Origin of the sequence: Pseudomonas sp. FP198 (genome assembly GCF_030687895.1) — a bacterium.
Lineage (GTDB): Bacteria > Pseudomonadota > Gammaproteobacteria > Pseudomonadales > Pseudomonadaceae > Aquipseudomonas.
This window is the reverse complement of the sequence record NZ_CP117452.1, coordinates 1,265,672-1,279,724: the sequence shown is the minus strand read 5'-3', so window position 1 is coordinate 1,279,724 and position 14,053 is coordinate 1,265,672. Positions and strand designations below refer to the sequence as shown.

Annotated in this window: 14 protein-coding genes; 1 reads left to right on the top strand and 13 read right to left on the bottom strand. The window is 59.8% G+C overall.

Features of this window, described 5'->3' with window-relative positions:
* Position 1 precedes the first annotated feature (1 nt).
* The 13 genes from lpxA to rpsB form a co-directional block, all read right to left on the bottom strand.
* The gene (gene lpxA, locus PSH78_RS05950) at positions 2-778 is read right to left on the bottom strand and encodes an acyl-ACP--UDP-N-acetylglucosamine O-acyltransferase (protein WP_305499096.1); all 777 of its coding nucleotides are present in this window, start codon (positions 776-778) and stop codon (positions 2-4) included.
* On the bottom strand, positions 775-1,215 hold the full coding sequence (fabZ, locus tag PSH78_RS05945; protein WP_003184897.1) for a 3-hydroxyacyl-ACP dehydratase FabZ: 441 nt from the start codon (positions 1,213-1,215) through the stop codon (positions 775-777). Before fabZ ends, lpxA begins: the two co-directional genes overlap by 4 nt.
* A 111-nt stretch (positions 1,216-1,326) precedes the next feature.
* Positions 1,327-2,382: a UDP-3-O-(3-hydroxymyristoyl)glucosamine N-acyltransferase gene (lpxD, locus tag PSH78_RS05940; protein WP_305499095.1), complete on the bottom strand. Its 1,056-nt coding sequence runs from the start codon at positions 2,380-2,382 to the stop codon at positions 1,327-1,329.
* A gap of 3 nt (positions 2,383-2,385) precedes the next feature.
* Positions 2,386-2,889, bottom strand: coding sequence for an OmpH family outer membrane protein (locus PSH78_RS05935; protein WP_003184901.1), 504 nt, complete (start codon positions 2,887-2,889; stop codon positions 2,386-2,388).
* 45 nt (positions 2,890-2,934) lie between these two features.
* The gene (bamA, locus tag PSH78_RS05930) at positions 2,935-5,322 is read right to left on the bottom strand and encodes an outer membrane protein assembly factor BamA (protein WP_305499094.1); all 2,388 of its coding nucleotides are present in this window, start codon (positions 5,320-5,322) and stop codon (positions 2,935-2,937) included.
* A 74-nt stretch (positions 5,323-5,396) separates the two neighbouring features.
* Positions 5,397-6,749: an RIP metalloprotease RseP gene (rseP, locus tag PSH78_RS05925; protein WP_305499093.1), complete on the bottom strand. Its 1,353-nt coding sequence runs from the start codon at positions 6,747-6,749 to the stop codon at positions 5,397-5,399.
* Between the two features lie 52 nt (positions 6,750-6,801).
* Complete coding sequence (gene ispC / locus PSH78_RS05920) at positions 6,802-7,992, bottom strand: 1-deoxy-D-xylulose-5-phosphate reductoisomerase (protein WP_305499092.1); 1,191 nt, start codon at positions 7,990-7,992, stop codon at positions 6,802-6,804.
* Positions 7,989-8,795 carry a phosphatidate cytidylyltransferase gene (locus PSH78_RS05915; RefSeq protein ID WP_305499091.1) on the bottom strand — a complete coding sequence of 269 codons (807 nt, stop codon included), beginning with the start codon at positions 8,793-8,795 and terminating at the stop codon, positions 7,989-7,991. The genes ispC and PSH78_RS05915 overlap by 4 nt, the downstream gene beginning before the upstream one ends.
* Positions 8,795-9,550, bottom strand: a complete 756-nt coding sequence (uppS, locus tag PSH78_RS05910; RefSeq protein ID WP_305499090.1) for a polyprenyl diphosphate synthase — start codon at positions 9,548-9,550, stop codon at positions 8,795-8,797. Before uppS ends, PSH78_RS05915 begins: the two co-directional genes overlap by 1 nt.
* Before the next feature lie 13 nt (positions 9,551-9,563).
* Positions 9,564-10,121: a ribosome recycling factor gene (gene frr, locus PSH78_RS05905; RefSeq protein WP_305499089.1), complete on the bottom strand. Its 558-nt coding sequence runs from the start codon at positions 10,119-10,121 to the stop codon at positions 9,564-9,566.
* Complete coding sequence (pyrH, locus tag PSH78_RS05900; RefSeq protein WP_039591983.1) at positions 10,118-10,861, bottom strand: UMP kinase; 744 nt, start codon at positions 10,859-10,861, stop codon at positions 10,118-10,120. Before pyrH ends, frr begins: the two co-directional genes overlap by 4 nt.
* Before the next feature lie 215 nt (positions 10,862-11,076).
* Positions 11,077-11,940 carry a translation elongation factor Ts gene (gene tsf, locus PSH78_RS05895; protein WP_024619613.1) on the bottom strand — a complete coding sequence of 288 codons (864 nt, stop codon included), beginning with the start codon at positions 11,938-11,940 and terminating at the stop codon, positions 11,077-11,079.
* A 194-nt stretch (positions 11,941-12,134) separates the two neighbouring features.
* Entirely contained in the window at positions 12,135-12,872 is a 738-nt protein-coding gene (gene rpsB, locus PSH78_RS05890) for a 30S ribosomal protein S2 (protein WP_003198231.1), read from the bottom strand.
* Positions 12,873-13,245: 373 nt separating this feature from the next.
* Between rpsB and map the strand changes: the two genes are divergently transcribed.
* Positions 13,246-14,028 carry a type I methionyl aminopeptidase gene (map, locus tag PSH78_RS05885; protein WP_030139491.1) on the top strand — a complete coding sequence of 261 codons (783 nt, stop codon included), beginning with the start codon at positions 13,246-13,248 and terminating at the stop codon, positions 14,026-14,028.
* Positions 14,029-14,053 lie beyond the last annotated feature (25 nt).

Sequence of the window (14,053 nt, the reverse complement as noted above, 5' to 3'; positions counted from 1 at the left end):
GTCAGCGGGTGATGCCACGGGTCGAAGACTGGATGGAGTCGCGGAAAATCGCGACTTCCGGAAACTGTGCGGCTGCCTCGGCCAGTTCGGCGAGCGCCTGCTCGACCGTCAGGCCCTGGCGATACACAACCTTGTAGGCGCGACGCAGGGCAGTTATGGCCTCTTCGCTGAAACCACGCCGACGCATGCCTTCGAAGTTCATGCTGCGAGCTTCGGCCGGATTGCCGAACACCGTGACATAGGCAGGGACGTCCTTGCCGATGGCGGTGCCCATGCCGGAGAAGCTATGGGCGCCAATGTGGCAATACTGGTGGACCAGGGTGAAACCGGACAGGATCGCCCAGTCATCCACGTGCACATGACCGGCCAACGCGGTGTTGTTGACCAGGATGCAATGGTTGCCGATGACACTGTCGTGGCCGATGTGGGCATAGGCCATGATCAGGTTATGGTCGCCCAGCGTCGTTTCGGAACGGTCCTGGACGGTGCCACGGTGAATCGTCACACCTTCGCGGATCACATTGTGATCGCCAATCACCAGGCGGGTTTCTTCACCTTTGTACTTGAGGTCGGGCGTGTCCTCGCCTACCGATGAGAACTGGTAGATGCGGTTGTGCCGGCCGATCCGGGTCGGCCCCTTGAGGATCACATGGGGCCCGATCACCGTGCCCTCGCCGATTTCCACACCTGCGCCGATGATCGACCAAGGGCCAACCTCGACATCGGCGGCCAATACGGCCGTCGGATCGATGATTGCGCGAGGGTCAATCAAACTCATAGCTTGCGTTCCGCGCAGATGATTTCAGCGGAGCAGACCGGCTTGCCATCGACCGAAGCCTGGCATTCGAATTTCCAGATCTGGCGCTTGCAACTGATGAACTTGGCTTCGAGGATCAACTGATCGCCCGGAGTGACCGGCTGGCGGAAGCGCAGCTTGTCGGAGCCAACAAAGTAGTAAAGCGTGCCGTCGGCGGGCTTCACGTCGAGCATTTTGAAACCAAGGATCCCGGCAGCCTGAGCCATCGCCTCGATGATCAATACGCCCGGCATGATTGGATGCGCGGGGAAGTGACCATTGAAGAAGGGTTCGTTGATGCTGACATTCTTGTAGGCGCGAATGCGCTTGCCTTCAACATCCAGGTCCACGACCCGATCCACCAGCAGGAACGGGTAACGGTGAGGCAGGTATTCGCGAATCTCGTTGATGTCCATCATTTCGGGGGGAAGCCTATGTAAAGATTGGGAGCGCACGATTGACGCGCACCCCGCTAGCAAATCAAGGAGGCCAGGGCCTAGCGGCTGTGCACACTTGATATGGAAATGGTATCAGCCATCTGATGAAGCATTACCGCCAGGGGTCACGTCCCCTACACGCTTTTCCACCTGCTTGAGGCGCCGCGCGATGTCGTCGAGCTGGCGGATACGCGCCGCGCTCTTGCGCCACTCGGCAGCCGGTTGCATGGCTGTGCCGGAAGAATAGGCACCCGGCTCGGTAATCGAGTGGGTCACCATGGTCATCCCGGTCAGGAACACGTTGTCACAGATATCGATATGGCCCACCAGGCCCACGCCACCGGCGAGCATGCAGTGCTTGCCGATTTTGGTACTGCCGGAGATGCCCACGCAGGCGGCCATGGCGGTGTGGTCACCGACCTGGACGTTGTGGGCGATCTGGATCTGATTGTCGAGCTTGACGCCATTGCCAATGACCGTATCGGCCAGCGCGCCACGGTCGATGGCGGTGTTGACGCCAATCTCCACGTCATCGCCGACGGTTACGCCACCGATCTGGGCAATCTTTTGCCAGACGCCTTTCTCATTGGCAAAACCGAAGCCTTCGCCACCGAGCACTGCGCCAGACTGGATCACTACCCGCTTGCCGATGCGCACATCGTGATACAGCGTCACCCGGGGCGCCAGCCAGCCACCTTCGCCGATCTCGCAGCGCGCGCCGATGAAGCAATGGGCGCCCAGCGTCACGCCGGCGCCAATCCGGGCCGCGTTTTCAATCACGACAAACGGGCCAACGCTGGCCGAGGGATCCACCACGGCGTCCGCCGCGATCACTGCAGTCGGGTGAATACCGGCAGCCGACTTGGGCTTGGGATCGAACAGATGGGAAATCCGCGCATACGCAAGGTAGGGGTCGGCCACGATCAGCGAATCACCGGCAAACCCTTCGGCATCACCGGCCTTGAGCAACAGCGCGGCAGCCCGGCTATCAGCCAGGTATTTGCGATATTGAGGATTTGCCAGGAAGCTCAACTGAGCTGGGCCAGCCTCTTGCAAAGTGGCTAGCCCAGTGATGACCTTCTCCGGGTCGCCACGCAGGGTGGCGCCGAGGAACTCGGCCAACTGGCCGAGCTTGATAGTCGCTGTCATGGATTACTTCAGCTGATTCATGCGCTCGATAACCTGGCGCGTGATGTCGTACTGAGGCTTGACATCAATCACTGCACCACGCTCGAACACCAGGTCAAAACCACCCTTCTTGATGACTTCTTCCACAGCGCTGTCGAGTTTCGGCTTGAGCTGCTTGAGCATTTCACGGTCGGCAACGGCTTTGGCTTCGTTCAGCTCCTTGGACTGGAACTGGAAGTCGCGGGCCTTTTGCTTGAATTCAAGCTCCAGACGCTCGCGTTCACCCTGGGCCATCTTGTCGCCACCGGCCACCAGACGATCCTGGATACCCTTGGCGCTGCTTTCCAGGCCTTTGAGCTTGGTCAGTTGCGGGCCGAATTTTTTCTCCGCGTCTACAGCGTATTTCTTCGCCGCGTCGGATTCCAGCAGGGCCATCTGATAGTTCAGGACGGCGATCTTCATGTCGGCAAAAGCCGGACCTGCGACCAGTACGGTCGCCAGGAGAACCAATTGAGTCAACTTACGCACGATGTACTCCTACAAAATCCATTGTCGTTATCTTGGGTCAGACGCTTAGAACGTCTGGCCGAGGGAGAATTGGAAAACTTGGGTTTCAGCTTCATCCGGCTTCTTGATCGGCATCGCCAAGGCAAAGCTCAACGGGCCCAGCGCGGTGACCCAGGTCACGCCGACGCCGACGGAGCTGGCGAGATTGCTCAGGCTGATGTCGTTGCACTCTGCGTTGGATGCCGTGCCATTGTTGTTGGTGGGCTTGTCGCAACTGGAGTCGAATACGTTACCCACGTCCCAGAATACCGAGGTACGCAGGGAACGCTGATCCTTGACGAAAGGCATGGGGAACAGCAATTCAACCCCGCCCTGAATCAGGACGTTACCACCGAACGGCAGCGGATCCTGGTCCGGATCCCGGATGGTCCCCTGGTTGCCAGTGACAGCTGCACCGCGGCTTGGCGTACTGCGCGGGCCCAAGGTGCTGTCCTTGAAGCCACGTACCGAGTTGAAACCACCAGCGTAGTAGTTCTCGTAGAACGGCAGGCCGTCGGTCGAACCGTAGCCATCGCCATAACCCAGCTCGGTGTGCAAGCGCATGGTGTAGTTGTCGGACAGCGGCTGGAACAGTTGGCCGCGGTAGTCGAGCTTGAAGAAAGACAGGTCGCTGCCAGGCGTGGTGGTTTCCAGGACCAGGCTTTGCGAACGGCCACGGGTTGCCAGCACCCCCTTGTTCAGGGTCGACTCAGACCAACCAACAGACGCCTTGAAGTTCAGGTACTTATCGCCTTCTTTCTCAACGAAATCGAAAATTTCGTCAACGGTGTAGCGGCCAGTGCTGATCTCGTCCTGCTGGGCGGTGAGGCCGAAGGTCAGGCGCGAAGTTTCGCTGATCGGATAGCCGATGTTGACGCCCGCCCCCAGGCTGTCCACCGCATAGCTGGAGAGATCCGTATCGAGCTCGTCGTAGTCGGTGGTGCGATAGAAGGCGTTGTAGCCCAGGCTCACGCCGTCGGCGGTCCAGTAGGGGTCCACGTAACCGAAGTTGTAGCGGGTCTGGTATTCGCTGCGGGTCAGACCCACGCTGACGCGGTTACCGGTACCGAGGAAGTTGTTCTGGGTGATCGAACCACCCAGGATCAGGCCGGCGCTCTGGGCGAAACCGACGCTGGCGGTGATCGAACCGGAGGCCTGTTCCTCGACACTGTAGTTGACGTCTACCTGGTCATCGACGCCCGGTACGGCCGGGGTCTCGACGTTGACTTCCTTGAAGAAGCCCAGGCGCTCCAGGCGGGTCTTGGACTGGTCGATCAGGTAGGTCGAAGCCCAGCCACCTTCCATCTGGCGCATTTCCCGACGCAGCACTTCGTCCTCGGACTTGGTGTTGCCACGGAAGTTGATGCGGTTGACGTAGGCACGCTTGCCAGGGTCCACGGCGAACGTGATGTCGACGGTATGGTCTTCATCGTGGGGCTGTGGCACGCCATTGACGTTGGCGAAGGTGTAACCCTCGTTACCCAGGCGACGGGTGATCAGCTCGGACGTGGTGGTCATCAGCTTGCGCGAGAACACCTGGCCCTTCTGCACCAGCAACAGCGATTTGACTTGGTCTTCGGGAACCTTCAGGTCACCACTGAGCTTGACGTCACGAACGGTGTACTTCTCGCCTTCGTTGACGTTGACAGTGATGTAGACGTGCTTCTTGTCCGGGGTGATGGACACCTGGGTCGAAGCAATGTCCATGTTGATGTAGCCACGGTCCAGGTAGTAGGAGCGCAGGCGCTCCAGGTCACCGGATAGTTTTTCACGAGCGTACTTGTCGTCGTTCTTGAAGAACGACAGCCAGTTGGTGGTCTTGAGTTCGAACAGGTCGATCAGGTCTTCATCCGGGAACACCGTGTTGCCGACCACGTTGATGTGCTGGATGGCGGCGACGGTGCCTTCGTTGATGTTGACCTTCAGGCCGACGCGGTTGCGCGGCTGCGGCACGACTTCGGTATCGACAGTCGCCGAATAACGGCCCTGGGCAACGTACTGGCGTTGCAGCTCGTTACGGACGCCTTCGAGGGTCGCGCGCTGGAAGATCTCGCCTTCGGCCAGGCCGGATTGCTTGAGGCCTTTCATCAGGTCTTCAGTAGAGATCGCCTTGTTGCCTTCGATCTCGATACTGGCAACCGATGGGCGCTCGACGACCGTGATGACCAGGACATTGCCGTCGCGGCCCAGCTGGATATCTTGAAAGAAGCCGGTCTTGAACAGCGCACGAGTGGATTCCACCAGGCGCCGATCATCCGCCTGCTCGCCGACGTTCAACGGCAAGGCACCAAAGACGCTACCCGCGGAAACCCGCTGGAGGCCGTTGACGCGAATATCAGAGATAGTGAAGGACTCGGCGTGAACTTCGGCGATCATCAATACGGTGAGAACCGCAGTTAGCAGCAGACGTTTCATGAAGTCCTTTCTTATTCCAACTGGCAATAAACAAACTGCCGCAAAATGCGGCAGATTCGCAATTCAGCGAAGCGTTACAGACGACCCAGATCGTTGACCAGAGCAAGCAACATCACCCCGACCACCAAGCTGATACCGATCTGTATCCCCCAACCTTGCACCCGATCCGACAAGGGACGACCACGCGCCCACTCGATCAGATAAAACAGCAGATGCCCCCCATCCAGTACCGGAATGGGCAGCAAATTCAGAACCCCCAGGCTAATGCTCAGATAAGCAAGGAAATTCAGGAAATCAGCGACGCCCGACTGGGCAGAAGCGCCCGCCACTTTAGCAATGGTTATCGGTCCACTCAAGTTTTTTACCGAGAGCTCGCCGAACAACATTTTCTTCAGCGAGTCCAGGGTCAGGACACTCATGGTCCAGGTACGACGCGCACCCTCGCCAACCGCCTCAAGAGGGCCGAAGCTGACCTCGCGGATCATTTCCGGTGGCCACTCGACAGCCTTGACCCCAGCCCCCAGGTAACCGGTTGGCGCCTTGCTTTCGCCACGGGCGGCCAGGGTCACCGGGACGTCGATTGAAGCACCGTCGCGTTCGACGCGCAGCATGATTTTGGTATCAGGACGTACACGAACCGAATCAACCACCTGTTGCCAGTCATTCACCGACTGGCCATCGAATGCCAGCAAGCGGTCGCCGGTTTTCAGACCCGCGGCGTGAGCCGGGCCTTTCGGATCGAGCTCGGCCAGCACAGGCGGCAGCGCCGGACGCCATGGGCGGATCCCCAGGGAACGGATCGGATCCGGCTCGTCGGCGCCCTTGAGCCAGTTGTCGAGAATCAGCTCTCGCGGCGAATCCGCCGTCGAGCCCTGCTCGCGCACCAGCAATTGCAGCGAGCCACTTTCGCCCAGGCGACGCACCAGCTGCAGGTTGACTGCCGCCCAGCCCGAGGTGGGTTCACCATCGATGGCGACAATTTCCTGGCCTGCGCCCAACCCGGCCCGAGCCGCCACGCTGCCGGCCTCTACCGCACCGATGACCGGGCGCACCTGCTCGCTGCCAAGCATGGCCAACGCCCAGAAAAACACCAGAGCCAACAGGAAATTGGCGATCGGGCCCGCCGCCACGATAGCGATACGCTGACGAACGGTCTTGCGATTGAAAGATTGATCAAGCTGATCGACAGGCACTTCGCCTTCGCGCTCATCGAGCATCTTGACGTAGCCGCCCAGCGGGATGGCCGCGACGACGAACTCGGTGCCCTGCTTGTCGTGCCAGCGCAGTAAAGGCATGCCGAAGCCAACGGAAAAACGCAGAACCTTGACGCCACAGCGACGCGCGACCCAGAAATGGCCGAATTCGTGAAAAGTGACCAGCACCCCCAGCGCAACCAGGGTGCCGACAATCATATAGAGCGCGCTCATCTGTTTTCTCCACAATCCTGCCCGGGACAACCCTGGCTAAGGTACCGCAGTCTCAACGCCCGTGGCGCTTCAACCAATGGCCCGCCAGCTCACGAGCCCTGGCGTCGACGGTAAATACCGCATCGAGATCATCAAGCGAAACCACGGCCTCGAGATTCAAGACCTCCTCGATGATACTCGCGATCTCGAGGTAACGGACACGCCCATCGAGAAACGCTGCGACCGCCACCTCGTTGGCCGCGTTAAGCATGGCCGGGGCGCTGTTGCCGGCCTCGGCCGCTTGCCGCGCCAGGCGCAGGCAAGGAAACCGCTGTTCATCGGGCGCCTGGAAATCCAGGCGGGCGATGGCAAACAGGTCCAGCGGCGCCACCCCCGAATCGATCCGCTCCGGCCAGGCCAGCGCATTGGCGATCGGCGTGCGCATGTCCGGGTTCCCCAACTGGGCGAGGACCGAACCATCGACATAATCCACCAGGGAGTGGATCACGCTTTGCGGATGGATCACCACCTCGACCTGGGACGGCCGGGCATCGAACAGCCAGCAGGCCTCGATCAGCTCCAGCCCCTTGTTCATCATGCTGGCGGAGTCCACGGAAATCTTGCGTCCCATGGACCAGTTCGGGTGGGCGCAAGCCTGCTCGGGCGAAACATGCACCAGTTCTTCCAGGGGTGTCTGCCGGAATGGGCCGCCAGACGCTGTCAGAAGAATCCGCCGAACGCCGACCGCCCCCAGGCCGCGGGAAAAATCCTGCGGCATGCATTGGAAAATCGCATTGTGTTCGCTGTCGATGGGCAGCAGTACCGAGCCGCTTTTGCGCACCGCCTGCATGAACAGTGCACCGGACATCACCAGCGCTTCCTTGTTCGCCAGCAGGATTTTCTTGCCAGCCTCCACCGCCGCCAGCGTCGGACGCAGGCCCGCCGCCCCGACGATTGCCGCCATCACGGCGTCGACTTCAGGGTCGGAAGCGACCTGGCAAAGGCCCTCCTCCCCCACCAGCACACAGGTTTGCAGGCCAGCGGCGCGCAGGTCGTCCTGCAGCGCCCGCGCCACATCGGCATGGGGCACCACGGCAAAGCGCGGCGTGTGGCGGATGCACAGCGCCAGCAGCTCGCTCAGGCGGGTGAAGCCACTGAGAGCGAATACCTGATAGCGCTCCGGATGGCGACCAATGACATCAAGGGTACTCAGGCCGATGGAGCCCGTGGCCCCCAGGACGGTAATCTGCTGAGGACGACTCACGGTGCCGCCATCCACAACAGCACGGCGAAGATCGGGATTGCGGCGGTCAGGCTGTCGATACGGTCCAGCACACCACCGTGGCCCGGCAGCAGGTTACTGCTGTCCTTGACCCCGGATTGACGCTTGAACATGCTTTCGGTCAGGTCGCCGACGACCGATACGAAAACCACCAGGGCCGCGCCGAACAGGCCCATCAGCAATTGCGCGACGGTCCAGTCCCGCACAAAACCGACCACGGCGGTAATGACCAGGCTCAGGGCCAGGCCACCGTAGACACCTTCCCAACTTTTACCCGGACTGACCTTCGGCGCCAGCTTGCGCTTGCCAAAGGCACGACCGGAGAAATAGGCGCCAACGTCAGCCCCCCAGACCAGCACCATCACCGCCATGATCTGCCAGTTGCCCAGTGCGCCCTGCTTGATCCAGATCAGCCCTTGCCAGGCCGGTAGCAGGATCAACAGGCCGATCACCAGCTTGGTCGCGGCATTGGCCCAGTGGTGCGTAGTGCGTGGATAGGTCAACACCAGGAAGGTGGCCGTCGCCCACCACAGCACTGCCGCCCCCAGCACCCACGGCGCGATGCCAGGCACGAGGTACATGATGAACAGCATGGCGGCGACTACTGCCGCGTAGATCATGCGCGCCGACTGCGCAGCAAAACCTGCCAGCCGCGCCCATTCCCAGGCGCCCAGCGTCACGACCAGGCCGATGAACAGGGCGAAGCCGGCTCCTTCAAGCAGGAAAAAACCAGCCAAGGCGATGGGCAACAGGATCAGGGCGGTGATGATTCGTTGTTTGAGCATTAAACCCGGGCTCCAGCTTCGATCTGCTCGCTCGTTTTACCGAAACGACGCTGACGGGAAGCGAAATCGGCCAGCGCAGTACGCATGGCTTCGTGTTTGAAGTCCGGCCAGAACAGGTCGGAGAAGTACAGCTCGGCGTAAGCCAGCTGCCAGAGCAGGAAATTGCTGATGCGATGTTCGCCACCGGTGCGGATGCACAGGTCCGGCAACGGCAGGTCGCCGGTTGCCAGGCAGGTTTGCAAAAGCTCGGGCGTGATGTCTTCGGGCCGCAAGTGGCCGGCCTGGACTTCCCGCGCCAGGCGCTGGGCCGCCTGGGCGATATCCCACTGACCGCCGTAATTGGCGGCAATCTGCAGCACGAACCGATCGGCGCCAGCCGTGGCGGTCTCGGCTTCGCGCATCGCAGCCTGCAGTTCCGGATGAAAGCGCGAGCGATCACCGATGATCCGCAGGCTGATCCTGTTCTCGTCGAGGCGCTTGGCTTCACGCCGCAACGCCTTGAGGAAGAGGTCCATCAAGGCGCTGACCTCGTCGGCCGGACGCTGCCAGTTTTCGCTGGAAAACGCGAACAGGGTGAGCACCTCGACCCCGGCCTCGGCGCACACCTCAATGACCGCCCGAACCGCGTCGACCCCGGCTTTATGCCCGGCAACACCGGGCATAAAGCGCTTCTTGGCCCAGCGGTTATTGCCGTCCATGATGATCGCCACATGGCGCGGTACCGCGAACGGCACGGCCTGCTTGGTCTTATCCATGAAAACGAGACCCTTATACGGCCATCAGGTCTTTTTCTTTCTCGTCCGTAGCCTTGCTGATCTGGGCCTCGGATTCTTTGGTCAGCTTATCGATATCAGCGATGGCACGACGCTCTTCGTCTTCACTGATTTCCTTGTCCTTGACCAGCTTCTTCAGCTCACCCAACGCGTCACGACGAATATTGCGCACGGCAACACGCGCATCTTCCGCGGCGCTACGGGCCTGTTTCGTGAAGCCTTTGCGCGTTTCCTCGGTGAGGGCCGGCATCGGGATCAGCAGCAGCTCGCCCAGGTTGGTTGGGTTGAGGTTCAAACCGGCGCTCTGGATCGCCTTGTCTACAGCAGCGAGCATGTTGCGCTCGAAAGCCACGACCTGCAGGGTGCGCGAGTCTTTCACGGTGACGTTGGCGACGCTGCTCAGCGGCGTGTCAGTGCCGTAGTAAGGCACCATGACGCTGCCGAGGATGCTCGGGTGAGCCTTGCCGGTACGAATCTGGCCGAATGCGTGGCTCAGAGACTCCAGGGATTTCTGCATGCGCTCTTGAGCGTCTTTCTTGATGTCGTTGATCATTGCTTGCCTTCCTCGATCAGTGTTCCTTCGGCGCCACCGTGCACGATGTTGAGCAGGGCCCCGGGTTTGTTCATGTTGAAAACGCGCAGCGGCATCTTGTGGTCGCGGCACAGGCAGATAGCGGTCAGGTCCATTACACCCAGCTTGCGATCCAGCACTTCATCGTAGGTCAGATGATCGAACTTCTCGGCATGCGGGTCTTTGAATGGGTCTGCGGTATACACTCCGTCAACCTTGGTTGCCTTGAGCACGACATCGGCGTCGATCTCGATCGCTCGCAGGCACGCGGCCGAATCCGTGGTGAAGAACGGATTGCCGGTACCCGCGGCAAAAATCACCACTTCCTTGGAATTGAGGTGGCGCATGGCCTTGCGGCGATCGTAGTGATCAGTCACGCCGACCATGGAAATGGCCGACATCACGATGGCGGAGATATTGGCACGCTCCAGCGCGTCGCGCATAGCCAGGGCGTTCATCACAGTGGCCAGCATGCCCATGTGGTCGCCCGTGACCCGATCCATGCCCGCCGCGCTCAGCGCCGCGCCACGGAACAGGTTGCCGCCGCCGATGACCAGGCCGACCTGAACGCCGATCCCGACCAGCTGGCCCACTTCCAGGGCCATGCGATCCAGCACTTTCGGGTCGATCCCGAACTCTTCCGAGCCCATCAGGGCCTCGCCGCTAAGCTTGAGTAGAATGCGTTTATAGCGAGCCTGATAACCACTGCCCTGCTGAGCCATTGCGAATCTCTCCTGCGGCGTATTTTTCAAAAAATTCTGTTGCGGGCTGTTTGCAGCCTGCGTTCACTCTAGCTTGACGCTGACACAGCGCCATCGGAACACGGCTTTGTAAGCCAGTTCCGACAGGAAACCAATATAAATCGGCATCCTTATCCGAAAAGAGGCTGCGCGCGTGAGCGGGCAGCCTCTTCAGGGCGACAGTTATACAAATTGTCTTATTGCTTGCTGGCAGCCAGCTGAGCAGCTACTTCTTCAGCGAAGTTGTCTACTGGTTTCTCGATGCCTTCGCCCACTTTGAAGTAGGTGAAGGAAACGATTTCAGCGCCGCCCTTCTTGGCCAGTTCACCGACCTTGATTTCAGGGTTCTTGACGAACGCCTGCTCAACCAGGCTGGCTTCTGCCAGGAACTTGGTGATACGACCGGCAACCATTTTTTCAACGATTTCGGCTGGCTTGCCTTTGATCTTGTCTTCGTTGAGCTGCATGAACACAGCTTTTTCACGCTCGATGGCGTCAGCGGAAACTTCCGACGGCAGCAGGAACTCAGGGTTGCTGGCAGCGACGTGCATCGCGATGTCTTTGGCCAGCTCGACGTTGCCGCCCTTGAGGGCCACAACAACACCGATCTTGTTGCCGTGCAGGTAAGAACCGACAACATCGCCTTCGACGCGAACCAGACGACGGATGTTGACGTTTTCGCCTACTTTGGCAACCAGGGCTTCACGAGCCGATTCCTGAGCGGCGATCAGCGGAGCTGCGTCGGTCAGTTTGTCGGCGAATGCTTTTTCGACGCTGGCGGCAACGAACGCCTTGAAGTCGTCTTGCAGGGCCAGGAAGTCGGTCTGCGAGTTGACTTCGATGATAACGGCAGCTTTACCGTCATCCTTGATGCCGATCGCGCCTTCAGCGGCAATGTTGCCGGCTTTCTTGGCAGCCTTGATGGCGCCCGAAGCGCGCATGTCATCAATGGCTTTCTCGATGTCGCCGCCAGCCTTGGTCAAGGCTTTCTTGCAGTCCATCATGCCTTCGCCGGTACGCTCGCGCAGTTCTTTGACCAACGCTGCAGTAATCTCTGCCATTTCAAAATCCTCTTGGATAGGTTTTCAACCATTCCACCCGACCGAACGGGCGATCAATTCTTCCTGAAAAACCACTGCTTATAGACCGCGGCAGGTTACAAACAGGTAGCTGCGCTGGCGACAAGTGGTTTTCGAGGTGGCAAAAAGGGGGCCAAGCCCCCTTTTTGCTTACTGAGTCAACGCCAGGGCGTCAATTACTCAGCGGCTGCTGCCGGAGCTTCTTCAGCGAAGACTTCGGTGCCGCCATTTACATTGTTGCGACCACGGATGACAGCGTCAGCCATCGAACCCATGTACAGCTGGATGGCGCGGATGGCGTCATCGTTGCCTGGGATGATGTAGTCAACGCCTTCCGGGCTGCTGTTGGTATCGACAACGCCGATGACCGGGATACCCAGCTTGTTGGCTTCGGTGATCGCGATGCGCTCGTGATCAACGTCGATCACGAACAGCGCGTCAGGCAGACCGCCCATGTCCTTGATACCGCCCAGGGAGCGGTCCAGCTTCTCAAGATCGCGAGTGCGCATCAGCGCTTCTTTCTTGGTCAGCTTGGCGAAAGTACCGTCTTCGGACTGGACTTCAAGGTCACGCAAACGCTTGATGGAAGCGCGGATGGTCTTGAAGTTGGTCAGCATGCCGCCCAACCAGCGGTGATCGACGTACGGCGAACCGCAACGTGCTGCTTCTTCAGCAACGATCTTGCCAGCGGAACGCTTGGTGCCGACGAACAGAATCTTGTTTTTGCCCTGGGCCAGGCGCTCTACGAAGGTCAGTGCTTCGTTGAACATCGGCAGGGTTTTTTCAAGGTTGATGATGTGGATCTTGTTGCGCGCGCCGAAAATGTACTTGCCCATTTTCGGGTTCCAGTAACGGGTCTGGTGGCCGAAGTGCACACCGGCCTTCAGCATATCGCGCATATTGACTTGGGACATGATAGTTCCTTGGTAAGTCGGGTTTGGCCTCCACGTATCCCAATGACCAACCAGCGACTGTAAAAGCCGAAGGCACCCAGGTCATCGTGTCGACACGTGTGTGGATTTAAGCTTACGGGGTCATCCCCGGAAAGCGGCGCATTTTATACCACAGCAAGGATGAAAACGAAACCCGGATTCTGAAAACCTGGCGAAGCGCTTGCACGCCGCCCGCTCACTGCCTGGAAATAGGCACCCTTATAGAGAGAAGCGATGCACGCAGGCGCGGATTTGCGCTGATCGTCTGGTAGAATCGCCTTTTTCAGGGCCGCGACGACATCATCCGCCGCCCATTCCGTTTTGAACAGCGCCGTCGGGCGCAGAGAGAGCCTGTATGACCGTCACCCTCAAGACTCCCGAGGACATCGCCAAAATGCGTGTCGCCGGCAAACTTGCCGCCGAAGTGCTGGAAATGATTGCCGACTACGTCAAGCCGGGCGTCACCACCGAAGAGCTGGACCGCATCTGCCACGATTACATCGTCAACGAGCAGAAGGCCATCCCGGCTCCGCTCAACTATAAAGGCTTCCCGAAGTCGATCTGCACCTCGATCAACCACGTGGTCTGCCACGGCATCCCCAACGAGAAACCGTTGAAGGATGGCGACACCCTGAACATCGACGTCACCGTCATCAAGGACGGCTACCACGGCGATACCAGCCGCATGTTCCACGTCGGCAACGTACCGGAGTGGGCCGAGCGCCTGTCCAAGGTCACCCAGGAATGCATGTACATGGCCATCGAACTGGTGAAGCCGGGCTGCCGCCTGGGTGACATCGGCGAAGTGATCCAGAAGCACGCGCAGAAGAACGGTTTTTCGGTGGTGCGGGAGTTCTGCGGCCACGGCATCGGCAAGGTGTTCCACGAAGAACCGCAGATCCTCCACTACGGCCGCGCCGGTACCGGCATGGAACTGCAGGCGGGCATGACCTTCACCATCGAGCCGATGATCAACCAGGGCCGCGCCGACACCAAGGTATTGGGCGACGGCTGGACCGCCATCACCAAGGACCGCAAGCTGTCGGCGCAGTGGGAGCACACGCTGCTGGTCACCGAGACTGGCTACGAGATCTTCACCCTGCGCAGCGATGACACCATTCCCCGTGTTTCCGCCTGATCAGAACCCAGCCTGACCGATCCGA

What these genes read in the sequence shown, in the direction of transcription:
- pyrH (WP_039591983.1), bottom strand. Translation starts at nt 10,861, where the DNA reads ATGGCTCAGCAGGGCAGTGGTTATCAGGCTCGCTATAAACGCATTCTA.
- rseP (WP_305499093.1), bottom strand. Translation starts at nt 6,749, where the DNA reads ATGAGCGCGCTCTATATGATTGTCGGCACCCTGGTTGCGCTGGGGGTG.
- tsf (WP_024619613.1), bottom strand. Translation starts at nt 11,940, where the DNA reads ATGGCAGAGATTACTGCAGCGTTGGTCAAAGAACTGCGCGAGCGTACC.
- PSH78_RS05915 (WP_305499091.1), bottom strand. Translation starts at nt 8,795, where the DNA reads ATGCTCAAACAACGAATCATCACCGCCCTGATCCTGTTGCCCATCGCC.
- lpxA (WP_305499096.1), bottom strand. Translation starts at nt 778, where the DNA reads ATGAGTTTGATTGACCCTCGCGCAATCATCGATCCGACGGCCGTATTG.
- lpxD (WP_305499095.1), bottom strand. Translation starts at nt 2,382, where the DNA reads ATGACAGCGACTATCAAGCTCGGCCAGTTGGCCGAGTTCCTCGGCGCC.
- fabZ (WP_003184897.1), bottom strand. Translation starts at nt 1,215, where the DNA reads ATGATGGACATCAACGAGATTCGCGAATACCTGCCTCACCGTTACCCG.
- uppS (WP_305499090.1), bottom strand. Translation starts at nt 9,550, where the DNA reads ATGGATAAGACCAAGCAGGCCGTGCCGTTCGCGGTACCGCGCCATGTG.
- frr (WP_305499089.1), bottom strand. Translation starts at nt 10,121, where the DNA reads ATGATCAACGACATCAAGAAAGACGCTCAAGAGCGCATGCAGAAATCC.
- map (WP_030139491.1), top strand. Translation starts at nt 13,246, where the DNA reads ATGACCGTCACCCTCAAGACTCCCGAGGACATCGCCAAAATGCGTGTC.
- rpsB (WP_003198231.1), bottom strand. Translation starts at nt 12,872, where the DNA reads ATGTCCCAAGTCAATATGCGCGATATGCTGAAGGCCGGTGTGCACTTC.
- bamA (WP_305499094.1), bottom strand. Translation starts at nt 5,322, where the DNA reads ATGAAACGTCTGCTGCTAACTGCGGTTCTCACCGTATTGATGATCGCC.